Below are 18,321 nucleotides of genomic sequence, written 5' to 3'. Positions count from 1 at the left end.
CCGGCGCACCGCGGCCCGACCCGGTCGCGCCGACACGGTAGGGAGTCCGGATGGGAACCACACGTACAAGACGCCGCATGCTGCCCGGGCGCGACGGCGTCGCGCGGTTGCTCGCGGCGGTACGCCACCGCGGGAGGCACCGGGACACGCCGTCTCGGACGCCCCTGCCCCCATCGGCCGGGCCGGTTCGCTCCCCATGGGCGACGTTCGCCCGGGCAGGGGCGGCAGCCGCGCTCGTCGCGGGCGCTCTGGCCGGCGCCACCGTCACCGCCGGCACAGCCCGGGCCGCCACGTCCGGGCCGTGTGACATCTACGCGGCGGGCGGCACACCCTGCGTGGCGGCGCACAGCACCACAAGAGCGCTGTACGCCGCGTACAACGGGCCGCTGTACCAGGTCCAGCGCGCCTCGGACAACTCCACCCGCGACATCGGTGTCCTGAGTGCGGGCGGAGTCGCCGACGCCGCCACCCAGGACTCGTTCTGCTCGGGGACGACCTGCCTGATCACGGTCGTCTACGACCAGTCCGGCCGCAACAACAACCTCACCCAGGCACCCGGCGGCGGCGCCGCGGGCGGCCCCGACAATCTCGCGAACGCGACCGCCGCGCCCACCACGGTGGGCGGACACAAGGCCTACGGCGTCTTCGTGGCGCCCGGCACGGGCTACCGGAACAACCACACCAACGGCATCGCCACCGGGGACAACGCCGAGGGCATGTACGCGATCTTCGACGGCACGCACTACAACGGCGGCTGTTGCTTCGACTACGGCAACGCCGAGACGGACAGCAACGACGACGGCAACGGCACGATGGAGGCCATCTATTTCGGCAACATCAAGGTGTGGGGCTACGGTTCGGGCAACGGTCCGTGGATCATGGCCGACCTGGAGAACGGCCTCTTCTCCGGGGTGAACCAGCACTACAACGCCAACGACCCCACCATCAACTACCGCTACACGACCGCCATCATCAAGGGCGGCCCGAACCACTGGGCGATCCGTGGCGGCAACGCGCAGGCCGGCGGCCTGTCCACCTTCTACGACGGAGTACGCCCCAACGTCTCGGGATACAACCCCATGCGCAAGCAGGGCGCCATCATCCTGGGCACCGGCGGCGACAACAGCAAGGGCGCCCAAGGCACCTTCTACGAGGGCGTGATGACCTCCGGCTACCCGTCCGACGCCACGGAGAACGCCGTCCAGGCAAACATCACCGCGGCCGGGTACACCAACTCCGCGGGCGGCGGGACGAGTACCGGCGCACTGCACGCGGTGGGTGCGGGCAAGTGCCTGGACGTGCCGAACTCCTCCACCACGGCCGGCGCACAACTGCAGATCTGGGACTGCAGCGGTGGTGCCAACCAGACGTGGACCCGCACGTCCTCGGGCCAGCTGACCGTCTACAGCGGCAGCAGTCAGATGTGCCTGGACGCGTACAACAACCAGACGTCCGCCGGTACCAAGGTGGTGACCTGGCCGTGCAACGGCGGTGCCAACCAGCAGTGGCAGGTGAACTCGGACGGCACCGTCAAGGGTGTCCAGTCGGGACTGTGCCTCGACGTCACCGGTGCCTCCACGGCCAACGGAGCCCTGGCGGAACTGTGGCCGTGCAACGGCGGATCCAACCAGCAATGGAGCCTGAACTGACCTGAACGGCTCCGGTCCGCGGCCGGCCCACCGCCGACCGCGGACCCTCGTCGGCAGCCTCAGGACGACACGCGCCACCACCGGAGGAGGACCATGTCCAGAGTCAGAGCGCTGTGCGGCCTGTGGGCCGTTCCCACGGCTCTGCTCGCCCTGCTGGCCGGCAGCCCGGCCACCGCCGGGGTCGCGTACGCGGAACCGGCTCAGCGCCAGGCGGGAGTCGCCGATCTGTACGTGGTGGCGAACGCATCACCCGGCGGGGACGGCACCGCCGGGCATCCGTTCGCCACCATCGACCAGGCACGGCAGCCCGCGCACCGGATGTCGGCCGACGCGGACGTCGTGGTCCATCTGGCCGGTGGCGTCTACCGGTTGTCCGAGCCGCTGAGCTTCGGCTCCGGCGACGGAGGCCAGAACAACCACACCATCACCTACCAGGGCGCGCCCGGTCAGCAGCCGGTCGTGACCGGTGCCCAGCAGATCACAGATTGGCAGGTGCATGATCAATCCAAGAACATCTGGTCGGTGCATGTCGGCAGCGGCGTCACCACCCGCCAGCTCTACGTCGACGGCAAGGAGGCACCGCGGGCAGCGATCCAGGTACCCCGCTCGGCCTTCACCTTCACCCCGACCGGTCTGACCGTCACCGACTCCTCGCTCGACTACCTGGCCGGCCTCTCGGACCAGAGCCACATGGAAGTCGAGAGCATCAACTCCTTCACCGACCGCTACGCGCCGGTCCAGTCGATCAGCGGCAGGACCGTCACCATGCGGCAGCCCGCGTGGAACAACAACTCCTGGGGCTACGACACCGTCAACGCGCCGTTCGCCGGCGGGACGATGTACCTGGAGAACAACTACGCGTTCCTGCAGCAGGCCGGCCAGTGGTATCTCGACGCGTCCACCGGCGACCTGTACTACCGCGCCCAGCCGGGCCAGAACCCCAACGCCCTCGACGTCGAACTGCCCAGGATGCAGAACCTCCTCGGCATCAGCGGCAGTTACGGCTCACCGGTGACGGGTCTGGGCTTCACCGGCATCCGGTTCACGGGCACATCCTGGCTCGGCCCCAGCGGACCCGACGGCTACGCGGACCAGCAGAGCGGCGCACACATCACCGGCACCTACGCGATGCCCGCCAACTGGCTCAGCACCTGCAGGTCGGGCTGCACGCAGTTCGAGGCCACCCGCAACCACTGGGCGCAGATGCCCGCGGCCGTCCAGGTCTCCGCCGCCACCGGCATCACGTTCTCCGGCGACACGTTCTCCGAACTCGGGCAGGCCGGACTGGGCGTGGGCAACGACGGTGTCGCCACGGCCTCCGGTACCGGTCTGGGCGCGAGCGGCATCACCGTCACCGGCAGCACCTTCACCGACATCGCCGGCAGTGGCATCCAGGTCGGCGGGATCCAGCCGGACGCGCACCACCCGAGCAACCCGCAGATGACCAACCAGAACATCACCATCAGCAACAACAAGGTCAGTGGGGTGGGGACCGACTACAAGGAGACCGCCGCCATCCTGTCCACCTACGTCACCAACGCGACGATCACCCACAACCAGTGCGACCACCTGCCCTACGACGGCATCGATATCGGCTGGGGCTGGGGCGTCAACGATCCCGGTGGCAGCCAGGACTACGTCAACCGGGGCACGTACACCTACCAGCCCGTCTACAGCACCCCCACGACGCTCAAGAACAACACGGTCTCGCACAACCTGATCTACGACACCAAGAACGCGATGTTCGACGGCGGCAGCATCTACAACCTGTCCGCGAGTCCCGGGTCGGTGATCTCCGGCAACTACATGTACGACAACAACCGCACCACCGCGCTGTACCTCGACGAGGGCTCCCGTTACCTGACGGTGTCTGACAACGTCGTGCAGGACGCCGGCAACTGGGCGCTGACCAACGCCAACGCGAACAACCACACCGACGACAGCACCTTCTCCGGCAACTGGTACAACGGCGGCAACACCTACGTGGCCACCGGGCCTCCGCACAACAACGTCCTCACCGGCAATGTCCAGGTCAGCGGCACCAACTGGCCGCAGGGCGCCCGGCAGGTCATCCAGCAGGCAGGAGTCCAGTACTCCGGCGGCACGGACGGATTCCCGGCCGGCTACCACCAGTTGGTCATCGGCAGCGACAACCTGTGCCTGGACGTGCACGGCAACTCCGCCGGCGCGGGCGCCGCCATCGACCAGTGGACCTGCAACGGGCAGAGCAACCAGCAGTTCCAGTTCGTGCCGGCCGCCGGTGGTTACGGGCAGTTGCAGGCGCGGAACTCCGGTCTGGTGGTCGCGGTGTCCGGTGGTTCGACGGCCGCCGGTACGCCCGACATCGTGCAGCAGACGCCCGGCGGAGCAGCCGGTGGTCTGTGGTTGCCGGTGCGGCAGTCCGACGGCTCGTATTCCTTCCAGAACCAGAACAGCGGCCTGTGCCTGGACGTGTACGGCGGCGTCGGCAGCCCCGGCCAGCAGCTGGACCAATGGCCCTGCAAGAACACGGCCGGCAGCAACCAGGACTTCGCCCCCCGCTGACCGTTCGATTCGTGTGCTCGTTCTCCCCACCCACTGTCCCGCACCAGTGAGGAACGCTCGTGAAGAAGTGCTCGGTATCCCTGGCTGCCGCGCTGACGGCCGCCCTCGCCATCGGCGCCGCACCACCCGCGGCGTCCGCCACCGCCACCAGGACGCCGTCCTCGGCCGAAGGCGCCGCCGCGCCCACCTCTGTGCGGCTGATGCCGTTGGGCGACTCGATCACCTGGGGCGTCGGCAGCCCCTCCGGTAACAGTTACCGTGGTTTCCTGTGGAACCAGCTGTCGGCCGAGGGCCATGCCGTGGACTTCGTCGGCTCGGGCCGCAACGGCACCCTGTCCGACCCGGACAACGAGGGCCACTCCGGCTGGCGGATCGACCAGATCGCCGGCATCGCCGACTCCGTGCTGGCCCGGTACCGCCCCAACGTCGTCACCCTGGAGATCGGCACCAATGATCTCAACGGCAACTACCAGGTCCCGACCGCTCCGGACCGGCTTCGCGCGCTCATCGACCAGATCACCCGCGACCTTCCCGACGTGACCGTTCTGCTCGGCACCGTGATCGTCTCCACCAGCGGCACTGAAGAGGCCGTCCGCCCCGCGTTCAACGCCAAGCTCCCCGGAATCGTGCAGGCCGAGCAGGCCGTCGGCAAGCATGTACGGCTGGTGGACATGAGCGCGCTGACCAGCGCGGACCTCTCCGACGCGCTGCACCCCAACGACAACGGCTTCCGCAAAATGGCGGACGCCTTCAACACCGCAGTCCAGGCCGCCGACGCGGCCGGCTGGATCAAGCCGCCGGCTTCGGCGGGCGGTGAGGTGCGCTCCGGAGTCGCGGGGAAGTGCCTCGACGTCGCGAACGGCAGCAGCGCCAACGGGACCCCCGCGGACATCGCGGCATGCAACGGCTCAACCGCACAGCAGTGGTCGTCGCCCTCCGACGGCACCCTGCGAGCCCTCGGCAAGTGCCTCGACGCGACGGGCCGTGGTACGGCCAACGGCACGAAGATCGAGGTCTGGGACTGCAACGGCGGCGGCAACCAGCAATGGCAGGCGTACAACGGCGGCTACCGCAACCCGGCCTCCGGGCGCTGCCTCGACGACCCCGGCTCGTCCACCACCGACGGCACCCAACTGGTCCTGTGGGACTGCCACGGCGGCGCCAACCAGCAGTGGACCGCGTTGCCGGTCACCTCCCTCCAGTGAAGTGACCCCACCTGACCGGGGTGCCGACACCTGGTCGATGCCCCACCCCCCCCACATACACAAGGAGACTGATCCCTCATGTCCTGGCTCAACGAAGAGCCCCGTCTGCGCAAGGTGCTGGCCCTGGCCGCCGGACTGATGGCCGGCACGGCGCTGGCTCTCGCCGGTCCGGCGAACCCCGCCGCCCACGCCGCCTCCGGCACACTGGGCGCGGCCGCGGCCGAAAGCGGCCGCTACTTCGGCACGGCCGTGGCCTCGGGGAAGCTCGGTGACTCGACGTACTCCACGATTCTCGACCGGGAATTCAACATGATCACCCCGGAGAACGAGATGAAGTGGGACACCACCGAACCCTCGCGCGGCAGCTTCAACTTCGGCCCCGCCGACTCGATCGTGGGCCACGCCGCCGCGCACGGCCAGCGCATGCGCGGCCACACCCTCGTCTGGCACTCCCAACTGCCGGGCTGGGTCAGCTCCATCACCGACGCCAACACCCTGCGCAGCGTGATGAACAACCACATCACCACCGAGATGACCCACTTCAAGGGCAGGATCTACGCCTGGGACGTGGTCAACGAGGCGTTCGCCGACGGCAGCAGCCAGCACCGCAGCTCGGTCTTCCAGAACGTGCTGGGCAACGGCTTCATCGAGGAAGCCTTCCGCACGGCCCGGACCGCCGACCCCTCCGCCAAGCTCTGCTACAACGACTACAACATCGAGAACTGGACCGACGCCAAGACGCAGGGCGTCTACGCGATGGTCAAGGACTTCAAGTCCCGCGGCGTGCCCATCGACTGCGTCGGCTTCCAGTCCCACTTCGGCGCAGGCGGCCCGCCGTCGAGCTTTCAGACCACGCTCTCGAACTTCGCCGCGCTCGGTGTCGACGTCCAGATCACCGAACTCGACATCGCCCAGGCACCCGCCACGGCCTACGCGAACACCGTCAAAGCGTGCATGAACGTGGCGCGTTGCACCGGCATCACGGTGTGGGGCATCCGGGACAGCGACTCCTGGCGGAGTGGGGACAACCCCCTGCTGTTCGACGGCGGGGGCAACAAGAAGCCCGCCTACGACTCGGTTCTGACCGCGCTGGGCGGCAGCGGGGGCGGCAACTCGGGCGGCATCGTCTCGGGGACGGTGTACTCCTTGACCGACGTCGCCGCGGGACGGGTGCTGGACGTTCCTGGCGGGCAGACGGCGAACGGCACGCCTTTGCAGGTCTGGGACACCCATGGCGGTGCGAACCAGCAGTGGCGGGCGAGCCAGAACAGTGATGGCTCATACACGTTCACGAATGTCGGCAGCGGGCGGGTTCTGGACGAGCCGGGTGGTCAGACGGGCAACGGCACGCGGATGGAGATCTGGGACGCCAACGGCGGGGCGAACCAGCACTGGCGGGCGAGCCGGAACGGCGACGGTTCGTACACCCTCACCAATGTCGCTTCCGGCAGGGCGCTGGAGGTGCCCGCGGGGCAGACCGCCAACGGGAGCCCCGTCCAGGTCTGGGACTCCAACGGTGGCTCGAACCAGCACTGGAGTCTCGGGTGAGGTGATCGGCGCCCGGTAGGGGCCCTCGGAGCGGACACCCGCGCCCGGTACGGCGGTCGTCGCCGGACGCGGGTTCCGGCATGCCCTCAGACGGTTCAGACAGGCGATAGACATGGGATGTATCAAGCCGTGAATCACCAAGTGCCGTCTATTGACAGCGTGTTGGGCCTGTGGGATCACTATGCGACATGGGATGTATGAGTGTTCCCTGTGCGTGCTTACGGGCGCGCCGACAGGAGCGGTCGACACCCCAACCGAACGCTCTCGGACAGGCACGGCACTCTCCGTCCCCTTCCCCCCGCATACGCGAGGACACAGAATGCAGCCTTCATCCGCTCCGCCTCGTCACCGCACCGCCCGCCTGTCGCGCTTACCGGCGGCCGCCGCCGTATGCGTGATGGGACTGCTGACCGTGCTGCTGGTGAACGGGCCGACATGGTCCGCCCCGACGTCGCCGGCACCCCTGGTCGGCTCGGCGTCGGGCCGATGCCTGGACGTCAAGGGCAACGTCGACACACCGGGTACGACCCTGGACATCTGGGACTGCAACGGCCAGGCCAACCAGGCATTCCAGCCGACCTCGGCCGGCGAGCTGAGGACGATGAACGGCACCCGGTGCGTGGACGCCCTCGACGGGCGGACGACGCCCGGAGCCCCCGCGGTCATCCGCTCGTGCGACGGGCGGGCGACCCAGGTGTGGCGGCAGAACGCCGACGGGTCCCTCACCGCTGCCGCGTCCGGTTTCTGCCTGGACGCCGACGGAGCGGGCACGGCCAACGGCACCGCGGTCATCCTGTGGACCTGCAACGGCCAGGGCAACCAGAAGTGGACCACGCCGGCCGCCCCGCCCCCGCCCGGTGGGTCGGGCCCGTGCGACCTCTACGCCGCGGGCGGTACCCCGTGCGTCGCCGCACACAGCACGGTGCGCGCCCTCTACGGCTCGTACAACGGCCCGCTCTACCAGGTCAGGCGCAGCTCGGACAGTGCGACCCGGGACATCGGCGTGCTGGCACCGGGCGGCTTCGCCGACGCCGCGGCCCAGGACGCGTTCTGCGCCGGCACCAGTTGCGTGATCACGGTCGTCCGCGACCAGTCCGGACACGGCAACGACCTGTGGTACCAGGGCTCCGCCCAGGTCCCGGGGTCGAGCCAGAGCAGCCCCGCGAAGGCGACCTCCGAGTCGCTGACCGCCGGGGGCACCAAGGCGTACTCGCTGTACATCAACCCCGGGAACAGCTACTGGCGCGACGGCCACCTGACGGGCGTGCCGACCGGCGCGGCACCCGAAGGGGCGTACATGGTGACCAGCGGCACCCATGTCAACGGCGGCTGTTGCTTCGACTACGGCAACAGCGAGACGACCAGGAAGGCCGATGCCGCCGGCGCGATGGACGCCATCAACTTCGGCACCGAGTGCTGGTTCGGCGGCTGTTCGGGAAGTGGCCCCTGGGTGCAGGCCGACCTCGAATGGGGGCTCTACCCCGGCGGCAGCCAGTCCTGGAACCCCGGCCAGCGGGCGTTCACCGGCAGGTTCGTGACCGCGATGCTGAAGAACAACGGCACGTCGAGGTTCGCCCTCAAGGGCGGCAACGCCCAGTCGGGCGGCCTGACCACCCTGTGGGACGGCGCGCTGCCCGGCGGATACAGCCCCATGAAGAAGCAGGGAGCCATCGTCCTCGGCAGCGGCGGCGACTGCTGCAAACCCGGCGGCGGCGCCAACCTCAGCGCCGGCACCTTCTACGAGGGAGCCATCGTCGCGGGCTATCCCTCCGACACGACCGACAACGCGGTGCAGGCCAACATCACGGCCGCTGGCTATCGCTGAATGCCTGTCAGTTCTCCCATCCGGTCCAGGAGTAGATGCCCCATGCCCACGACCCCTCCGCCGCCCCCATTGCCGTCCCTGCGCAGAACCCTGGCGCTCACCTTCTCGGCCGTGCTGCTCGCCGTGGCAGCACCCCTGCTCGCCCTCGGCACGGCACACCCCGCCGCCGCCCTCGGCAACGGACTCGCGCCGACCCCGCAGATGGGCTTCAACGACTGGAACGCGTACGGCTGCAACGTCTCCGAGTCGCTGATCAAGTCCACCGCCCAGGCGATGCACACCAACGGCATGCAGGCGGCGGGCTACACGTACGTCAACATCGATGACTGCTGGATGACCCACAACCGTGACTCCGGCGGCCACCTGGTGCCGGACCCGGCCAAGTTCCCCGACGGCATCAAGGGCACCGCCGACTACGTCCACTCCTTGGGCCTGAAGCTGGGCATCTACGAGGACGCGGGCACCGCCACCTGTGCCGGATACCCGGGCAGCCTCGGCCACGAGAACACGGACGCGCAGTCGTTCGCGTCGTGGGGCGTGGACTACCTGAAGTACGACAACTGCAACAACACCGGCGTCCCGGCCCGGACCCGGTACACCGCGATGCGGGACGCGCTCGCGGCCACCGGCCGGCCGATCCTGTACAGCCTGTGCAACTGGGGCCAGGAGAACGTGTGGACCTGGGGCGCCGACGTGGGCAACAGCTGGCGCACCACGGGAGACATCAGCCCGACCTTCTCCAGCATGCTGTCGATCTTCCACAGCAACGTCGGGCTGGCCTCCTACGCCGGCCCCGGCCACTGGAACGACCCGGACATGCTGGAGGTCGGCAACGGCTCGATGACGGCGACCGAGAACCGCAGCGAGTTCAGCCTCTGGGCGGAGATGGCCGCGCCGCTCATCGCCGGCACCAACATCCCCCAGGCGAGCGCCTCCACCCTGGCCACGCTGACCAACTCCCGGGTGATCGCGGTCGACCAGGACCCCCTCGGCAAGCAGGGCACCATGGTGTCGTCCGCCGGCGGCCTGGACGTGCTGGCCAAGCCGCTCGCGAACGGGGACGTGTCCGTCGCGCTGTTCAACGAGACCGGTTCCACGGCGACCATCACCACCACCGCGGCCGCCATCGGGAAGACCGGAGCGTCCTCCTACACCCTCACTGACCTCTGGTCGGGCGGATCGTCCACGACCTCCGGCACCATCAGCGCCTCGGTACCGGCCCACGGCACCGTCATGTACCGGGTCGCGGGCGGCACCAGCGGCGGGGGCACCGCCGTGACAGGGGCACTGCACGCGGTCGGCGCGGGCAAGTGCCTGGACGTACCCGACTCCACCACGACCGCCGGCACCCACGTGGAGATCTGGAGCTGCAACGGCGGCGCCAACCAGACCTGGACGCACACCGCTTCCGGTCAGCTCACCGTCTACTCCGGCACCGCTCAGATGTGCCTGGACGCCTACAACAACCAGACCACGCCGGGCACGAAGGTGGAGATCTGGCAGTGCAACGGCCAGAGCAACCAGCAGTGGACGCTGAACTCCAACGGCACGATCACCGGCGTCCAGTCCGGCCTGTGTCTGGACGTGACCGGAGGGGCCACGGCTGACGGAAGTCTCGTCGAGCTCAGGACCTGCACCGGCAGCAGCAGCCAGCGATGGACGCTGGCATGAACCGCCTCCCGGCCGCAATCCTGATCGCACTGGTGATGGCCCTGGCCGCACTCGGCACACCGGCCTCCGCGACGTCCCCGCGAACCGCCGCGCCCGCCGCCGCGGAGCTACCGTGCGACCTCTACGCCGCGGGCGGCACACCGTGTGTGACCGCGCACTCCACGACCAGGGCGCTGTTCGCGGCGTACAACGGGCCGCTGTACCAGATCCAGCGGTCCTCCGACCACGCCTACCGCGACATCGGGCTGCTCGCCGCCGGCGGGTACGCCGACGCCGCGTCCCAGGTCTCGTTCTGCGCCGGCACCTCGTGCACGATCACCAAGATCTACGACCAGACCACCCGCCACAACGACCTGCCGATCTCCTGGGGCGGCTACTGGAAGGGACCCGGCCCCAACGGATCCGACGTGGGAGCCGACGCCATGGCCCTGCCGGTGACCGCGGCCGGCCGCCAGGTCTTCGGCGTCAAGGTCACCCCCGGAGTCGGCTACCGCATCGACCACGCGAGCGGCGTCGCTACCGGCTCCCAGCCCGAAGGCATCTACATGGTGACGTCGTCGAACTACACCAACCAGTGGTGCTGCTTCGACTACGGCAGCGGCGAGAACTCCCACACCGACACCGGCAACGCCACCATGAACGCCATCTACTGGGGCAACGCCTGCTGGTTCAACGGCTGCACGGGCACCGGCCCCTGGGTCGAGGCCGACCTCGAGAACGGCATGTTCCACACCAACACCGGCTCCAACAAGGACCCGAACAACCAGGGCGTGCACTACCCGTTCGTCAGCGCGTGGCTGAAGAACAACGGCACCAGCAACTTCACCCTCAAGTACGGCAACGGCGCCGCCGGAGGCCTGACCACCACCTTCTCCGGGCCCCTTCCCAACGGCTACTCACCCATGAAGGTCGACAGCTCCGTCCTCCTGGGCACCGGCGGCGACAACAGTGTCTCGGGACAGGGCGAGTTCTTCGAGGGCGCGATGACGGCGGGTTACCCCTCCGACGCCACCGAGAACGCCGTCCAGGCCAGTGTCACCGCCGCCGGGTACGGAACGTCGGGCGGCGGGGGCGGTTCCACCGGTGCGCTGCACGCGGTGGGCGCGGGCAAGTGCCTGGAGGTACCCGGCAGTTCGACGACACCGGGCACGCAGACGCAGATCCGGGACTGCTCCGGCGGGGCCAACCAGACCTGGTCCCAGACCACCTCCGGTGAGCTGACCGTCTCCCTCGCAGGCAACCGCCTGTGCCTGGACGCCTCCGGGCAGGGCACCAGCCCCGGCACGAAGGTCATCACCTGGACCTGCAACGGCCAGAGCAACCAGCAATGGACGCTCAACGCCAACGGCACCGTGACCAGCGCCCCGTCCGGGCTGTGCCTGGACGTGTCGGGTGCCGCCACCGCCAACGGAACCCCCGTACAGCTGTGGACCTGCAACGGCCAGTCCAACCAGAAATGGACGCTGAACTGACCCCGTGAGCCCATGCGCCCGACCCCGGGGCGGCGGCATTCCACCGCCGCCCCGACCCAGGAGGACCCGATGAGGATGAGAGCGAGACCCGGACTTGCGGCACTGGTGAGCGGCATCGTCCTGGCACTCGTCATGGCGCTGCTGACCACGGCCCCGAGCCAGGCCGCCGCGGGCACGTCGCTGCGCGTCGACCTGGCCTCGCCCCGGGGGCCGTCGACCGGCGTGGGGGAGGGGTTCCTCTACGGCATCAGCCAGGACGGCACCCAGCCCGTCGACCAGTTCCTCCAGCCGCTGGGCATCAACGCGTTCCGCGGCGGCGGATGGTTCTCCGGCGGCTGGATCAGGGACGGCTACCAGTACGGGGCCGCGACCCGGGCCGACCTCGACTCGATCACCGCGCAGGCCCGGCGACTCACCCGGCCGCCCTACCACGCGCAGTACCAGGTGCTGGTCAGCGACATCTACGGCGTCAACGGCGGCCAGCCCTCGAACACCAGATATCCGTGCGACAACGGCGACTGCTCGAACTGGATCAGCTTCATCGACGCCACGGTGGGCGCCCTTCAGGGGTCAGGGCTCACGTTCTCCTACGACATCTGGAACGAGCCGGACATCTCCGTGTTCTGGACCCGGGGTGTCAACAGCGCCCAGTACTTCCAGATGTGGGACACCGCCTACCGGGAGATCCGGCGCATCGCCCCCGGGGCGCGGATCGTGGGGCCGTCGCTGGCGTTCACCCCGCAGCGCAACCCGGGGGAGTGGCAGACCTGGCTCGCGCACGTCAAGGCCGCCGGCACCGTCCCCGACATGATCAGCAACCACAACGAGGGTGACGTCGACGACCCCGTCACTGTCGCCCAGAGTCTGCGCAGCGCCCTGAACTCGGCGGGCATCGGTCCGCTGCCTCTGTCCTCGAACGAGTACCAGCCCGCCGACCGGCAGACCGCCGGCGTGACGGCCTGGTACCTGGCCCGGTTCGCGCAGTCCGGATACACCAACGCCATGCGCGGCAACTGGGTGTGCTGCGTCACACCGAACCTGACGGGAGTGCTCACCCAGAGCGGAGGCACCTGGCAGCCGACCGGCAACTGGTGGGCGCTTCGGGACTACGCCGACATGACGGGAACCCTGGTCGACACCTCCGGCCAGGCCAGCTCCACGGCCGTAGCCGCCGCCGAGGACTCCGCCACCAAACGCGCCGTGGCGCTCATCGGCGACTCCAACGGCTACACCGGGGCCGCCTCCGTGACATTCGACGGACTGTCCTCGGTGCCCTGGCTGACGAACGCGGGCAACGTCCATGTCACCGTGCACCGTATCCCGGACCAGGCCCCGCTGAGTGCGCCGCAGACCGTGTACGACCAGGACGTGAGCACCTCCGGCGGCTCGATCACCGTGCCGTTCACCTTCCAGGGCGCGCACGACGCGTTCGCCGTCCACCTGACCCCGGCCTCCTCCGGCGGCACGGGCTTCCCGGACGGCTACCACCAACTCGTCGTCGCCGACGACAGCCTGTGCGTGGACGTCTACGGCAACTCCACCGCCGCGGGCGCCGCGGTCGACCAGTGGACCTGCAACGGGCAGGACAACCAGCGGTTCCTGTTCGTACCGGCCTCCGACGGCTACGGCGAACTGCGCGCCCAGCACTCGGGCCAGGACGTGGCGGTCGCGGCCAGTTCCACGACGGCCGGCACCCCGGACACCGTGCAGCAGGCCCCCGGCACCGCCGCCAACGCCCTCTGGCTGCCCGTGCGCCAGTCGGACGGCTCGTACACCTTCCAGAACCGCAACAGCGGCCTGTGCCTGGACGTCCACGGCGCCGTCAGCACCCCGGGACAGCAACTGGACCAGTGGCAGTGCAAGAACGCGCCGGGCACCAATCAGGACTTCCTCGTCCGCTGATACCGCACCCGACGCGGATCCCACCGACCTGCGAAAGGAACCCCACCGTGTCAGCACTCAGACGGCTGCTGCGTCGCCTGCGCGCCTCGACGGCCGTGGCCACGGGCCTGCTCCTGGCCGTCGGCGGCCTTGTCGGTACCGTCGCCGCTCCGGCCCACGCCGCCACCTCGATCACCATCAACGGCGCGTCCGGGGGCCGGACCTTCGACGGCGTCGGCGCGATCAGCGGAGGCGGCGGCAACAGCAGGCTCCTGATCGACTATCCCGAGCCCCAGCGCGGCCAGATCCTCGACTACCTCTTCAAGCCCGGCTACGGGGCCTCGCTGCAGATCCTCAAGGCCGAGATCGGCGGGGACACCAACTCCACCTCCGGCGCCGAGCCGAGCCACCAGCACACCCGTTCCGACCTGAACTGCGACCGGGGCTACGAATGGTGGCTGATGGAGCAGGCCAAGGCGCGCAACCCGGACATCAAGCTCTACGGGCTCGCCTGGGGCGCGCCGGGCTGGATCGGCGGCGGGAACTTCTGGTCCACCGACATGGTCAACTACCTGATCTCCTGGCTGGGTTGCGCCAAACAGCACGGCATCGCCATCGACTACCTCGGCGGCTGGAACGAGCGCGGCTACAACGTCTCCTGGTACGAGCAACTGCGCAGCGCGCTCAACTCCAACGGCTACGGCAGCGTCAAGATCGTCGCGGCCGACTCGGACTGGACCGTGGCCAACGACGTCAACTCCAACTCGGCGTTCGCCGCCGCGGTGAGCGTCATCGGCACGCACTACCCCTGCGGTTACCGTTCCTCCCAGTCCAACTGCTCGGTGCCGTCGGCCGCCACGACGTCCGGCAAGCCCCTGTGGGCCAGTGAGAACGGCTCGGACGACTACAACGGCGGAGCCCCCGCCATGGCCCGCGGCATCAACCGCGGGTACATCGACGGCAGGATGACCGCGTATCTCAACTGGCCGGTCGTCGCGGCCATCACGCCGAACCTGCCGTACCCCACCATGGGCCTCGCCCTGGCCGCGCAGCCCTGGTCCGGCCACTACGCGATCGGCAAGAACACCTGGGTCATGGCGCACACCAGCCAGTTCACCGCACCGGGCTGGAAGTACCTCGACTCCTCCAGCGGCTACATCGGCGGCAACCGGAACAACGGCAGCTACGTGTCGCTCAAGTCCCCGAACAGCTCCGACTACTCCACCGTCATCGAGACGATGGACGCCGGCAGCGCCCAGACCCTGAACTTCGACGTCACCGGTGGCCTGTCCGGCGGAACCGTCCACGTCTGGTCGACCGACGTCAACTCCTCGAACCCGGCCGACTACTTCGTGCACAACGCCGACGTCACCCCCTCCGGCGGAGGCTTCAGCCTGACCGTGCAGCCCCATCGCGTCTACACCCTGACCACCACCACCGGGCAGGGCAAGGGCACCGCCACAGGCCCCGCCCAGGGCGCCATGAGCCTGCCGTACGGCGACACCTTCGACGGCTACACCACCGGTACCGAGGCGAAGTACCTCATGGACTGGCAGGGTGCCTTCGAGGTGACGGCCTGCGGTGGTGGCCGCGGCGGCAAGTGCGTGCGTCAGATGAGTCCGCAGAAGCCGATCACCTGGGACGCGCTGTCCGATCCGCACGCCCTGCTCGGTGACGTGGGCTGGAGCAACTACACCGTCTCGTCGGACGTGCTGCTGGAACAGCCGGGATACGCCGAGCTGATCGGCCGTGCGAACGGCCAGGACTACAGCAGCACCGGCGGTCTGAACGCCTACCACCTGAGGGTGAGCGACACCGGTGCCTGGTCGATCCTGAACTCGGGCACCAACGGGACCGTCTCCACCCTCGCCCGCGGGACGACCACGGCGCTGGGCACCAACCGGTGGCACTCTCTCGCCCTCACCTTCTCCGGGACCACCATCAGCGCGGTCATCGACGGTTCCACGGTCGGCTCCGCCAACGACCGCACCTGGGCCGGCGGACAGGTCGGCTACGCGACCGGCCAGGGCGAGACGGCACAGTTCGACAACCTCTCCCTCACCCCCGGAAGCGGCGGTGGAGGAGGCGGTACGACCGGCCCGATCGTCGGGACCGCCTCCGGCCGGTGCGTGGACGTGCCCAACCAGTCGCAGACCTCCGGAACCCAGGTGGAGCTGTGGGACTGCAACGGCGGCAGCAATCAGCAGTGGACGAGCACACCGGCCGGTGAACTGCGGGTCTACGGCAACGCATGCCTGGACGCGGCGGGCAGCGGCACCAGCCCCGGCACCAAGGTCGACATCTCGGGCTGCACGGGCGCCGGCAACCAGAAGTGGACGCTCAACGCCGACGGCACGATCACCGGAGCCCAGTCGGGCCTGTGCCTGGACGCCACCGGTGCCGGAACGGCCAACGGCACCCTGCTGGAGCTGTGGACCTGCACCGGCGCCGGCAACCAGAAGTGGACACGCGAGTGACCGGCCCCGGCCGAGACCGCCACCCCGTCACCTGACCCTGAAGGACCCCCACATGACTGCCTCCCCCCGCCCGATCAGCCGACGCCGCCTGCTCGCGGCGAGCGGCGCGGCCACGGCCGTAGGACTGCTGCGTTTCGCACCCCAGGCCGCCGCGACCGACGGCCCGGCCAGCTACACGGCGAGCTGGTCCTCCGTGGACCAGCACCCCCCGGCGCCTGCCTGGTTCAAGGACGCCAAGTTCGGCATCTACTACCACTGGGGTGCTTTTAGCGTCCCCGCGTTCGGCAACGAGTGGTATCCGCGCAACATGTACATCGGCGGTTCGAACGAGAACAAGCACCACATCGCCACCTACGGCGACCCCTCGGCGTGGCCGTACCACAACTTCATCGACGGCGCCCGCGACAAGGCCGGCACCTTCGTGCAGTTCGCGCCGAGACTGGCATCCCAGGGCGGCAGTTGGGACCCCGACGCCTGGGCCCGGCTGTTCAAGTCCGCGGGCGCCAGGTTCGCCGGCCCGGTCGCCGAACACCACGACGGCTTCTCGATGTGGAACAGCCGCGCCAATCCGTGGAACTCCGTCCAGCACGGCCCCCGGCTCGACCTGGTCGCACAGCACGCCCAGGCAATCCGCGCCCAGGGCCTGAAGTTCATGGCCTCCCTCCACCACGCCTACCACTTCAACGGCTACTACGACCACGTGCCGTCCCAGTCCGATCCGGCCCTGCGCATCCTCTACGGCCAACAGGGCACGGCGGCCGAGAACAAGCTCTGGTACGACAAACTGGTCGAGGTCATCGACGGCTACCAGCCCGACCTGCTCTGGCAGGACTTCGACCTGAACCTGGTGCAGGAGTCCTACCGGCTGCAGTTCCTCGCGCACTACTACAACCAGGCGGTCGCCTGGAACAAGGACGTGGCCGCGACCTACAAGGACGGCCTCGACAACAAGGGCGAGGTCTTCGACTTCGAACGCGGCGGCCCGGCAGGTCTGCTCACGCCCTACTGGCTGACCGACGACAGCATCTCCTCCTCCAGCTGGTGCTACACGGTGGGCATCGGCTACTACTCGACGCAAGCGCTGCTGCACTCGCTGATCGACCGGGTCAGCAAGGGCGGCACCATGCTGCTGAACATCGCCCCCATGGCCGACGGCACCATCCCCTCCGGGCAGCAGTCGATCCTGCTCGCCATGGGGGACTGGCTCGGACGCTTCGGAGAGGCGGTCTACGGCACCCGCTCCTGGTCCAGTTACGGCGAAGGCCCCACCAAGATGGGCGGCGGCTCCTTCAGTGGACCGGTGGCCGGCAAACCGCAGGACATCCGCTTCACCCGCAGCCAGGACAACAAGGTCCTCTACGCCACCGCGCTGGGCTGGCAGGGCGCCACCTTGAGCATCGCCACGCTGAACTCCAACCAGATCAACCTCAGCACCCTGACCGGCGCGCAGCTGCTGAACAACGCCGCCGGCACCTACGTCAACCTGCCCGCACCCACCCAGGACGCCTCCGGCCTGCATCTGACCATGCCCTCGGCGAACCCGCCGTTCAACGCCCTCGCCTACACCCTCAAGCTCACCTTCTCCGGCGAGATCCCCGTCCTGGGCGCACCCGGAGGCTCCACCACCTGGATGAAGATCGCCAACGTGACCAGCGGACTGGTACTCGACAGCGGGGGCAACGTCGCCTCCGGCTCCAGCCTCAAGCAGTGGAACTACGACGGCAGCGCCAATCTGCAGTGGCAGCTGATCGACCTCGGGAACGGTTACTACCGGATCATGAACCGCGCCAACGGCATGGCCGCCGACAGCTGGGGCAACTCCGCCAACGGCGCACCCGCCCGGCAGGAGGCGTGGAACGGCGGCAACAACCAGCAGTGGTCGTTGAACAGCCTCGGCGGCAACCGCTACCAGATCATCAACCGCGGCACCGGTACCGCCCTCGACGGCAGCGGCAGCACCGCGGTGGGGTCGACCACGGTGCTGTGGGCGCCGAACTCCAGCACCAACAACCAATGGACGGTCACCGGCGTGTGAAGCACGCCCCAGAA

General features: G+C 69.0%; 9 protein-coding genes and 1 pseudogene. All 10 read left to right on the top strand.

Features of this window, described 5'->3' with window-relative positions; translation table 11 throughout:
- Window positions 1–50: 50 nt before the first annotated feature.
- The gene (locus ABZ453_RS07435) at window positions 51–1,649 is read left to right on the top strand and encodes an arabinofuranosidase catalytic domain-containing protein (protein WP_359012477.1); all 1,599 of its coding nucleotides are present in this window, start codon (window positions 51–53) and stop codon (window positions 1,647–1,649) included.
- A gap of 93 nt (window positions 1,650–1,742) precedes the next feature.
- The gene (locus ABZ453_RS07430) at window positions 1,743–4,193 is read left to right on the top strand and encodes an RICIN domain-containing protein (protein WP_359012475.1); all 2,451 of its coding nucleotides are present in this window, start codon (window positions 1,743–1,745) and stop codon (window positions 4,191–4,193) included.
- A gap of 59 nt (window positions 4,194–4,252) precedes the next feature.
- Window positions 4,253–5,398 (top strand): ricin-type beta-trefoil lectin domain protein, encoded by a 1,146-nt coding sequence (locus ABZ453_RS07425; RefSeq protein ID WP_359012473.1) that lies wholly within the window; start codon window positions 4,253–4,255, stop codon window positions 5,396–5,398.
- A 138-nt stretch (window positions 5,399–5,536) separates the two neighbouring features.
- Window positions 5,537–6,937, top strand: a pseudogene (locus tag ABZ453_RS07420) (endo-1,4-beta-xylanase); the annotation flags it as partial.
- A gap of 406 nt (window positions 6,938–7,343) precedes the next feature.
- On the top strand, window positions 7,344–8,771 hold the full coding sequence (locus ABZ453_RS07415) for an arabinofuranosidase catalytic domain-containing protein (RefSeq protein ID WP_359012471.1): 1,428 nt from the start codon (window positions 7,344–7,346) through the stop codon (window positions 8,769–8,771).
- 42 nt (window positions 8,772–8,813) lie between these two features.
- A complete protein-coding gene (locus ABZ453_RS07410; protein ID WP_359012469.1) occupies window positions 8,814–10,442 on the top strand; it encodes a ricin-type beta-trefoil lectin domain protein in 1,629 nt (542 codons plus the stop codon).
- The gene (locus tag ABZ453_RS07405; protein WP_359012467.1) at window positions 10,439–11,914 is read left to right on the top strand and encodes an arabinofuranosidase catalytic domain-containing protein; all 1,476 of its coding nucleotides are present in this window, start codon (window positions 10,439–10,441) and stop codon (window positions 11,912–11,914) included. The genes ABZ453_RS07410 and ABZ453_RS07405 overlap by 4 nt, the downstream gene beginning before the upstream one ends.
- 69 nt (window positions 11,915–11,983) lie before the next feature.
- Window positions 11,984–13,816: an RICIN domain-containing protein gene (locus ABZ453_RS07400; protein WP_359012465.1), complete on the top strand. Its 1,833-nt coding sequence runs from the start codon at window positions 11,984–11,986 to the stop codon at window positions 13,814–13,816.
- Between the two features lie 47 nt (window positions 13,817–13,863).
- Entirely contained in the window at window positions 13,864–16,272 is a 2,409-nt protein-coding gene (locus ABZ453_RS07395) for a ricin-type beta-trefoil lectin domain protein (RefSeq protein WP_359012463.1), read from the top strand.
- Window positions 16,273–16,324: 52 nt separating this feature from the next.
- Window positions 16,325–18,307 carry an alpha-L-fucosidase gene (locus tag ABZ453_RS07390; protein WP_359012461.1) on the top strand — a complete coding sequence of 661 codons (1,983 nt, stop codon included), beginning with the start codon at window positions 16,325–16,327 and terminating at the stop codon, window positions 18,305–18,307.
- The last annotated feature ends 14 nt before the right edge of the window (window positions 18,308–18,321 follow it).

Origin of the sequence: Streptomyces sp. NPDC005799 (assembly GCF_040630525.1) — a bacterium.
GTDB lineage: Bacteria > Actinomycetota > Actinomycetes > Streptomycetales > Streptomycetaceae > Streptomyces > Streptomyces griseorubiginosus_B.
This window is presented reverse-complemented; position numbering and strand designations above follow the sequence as displayed.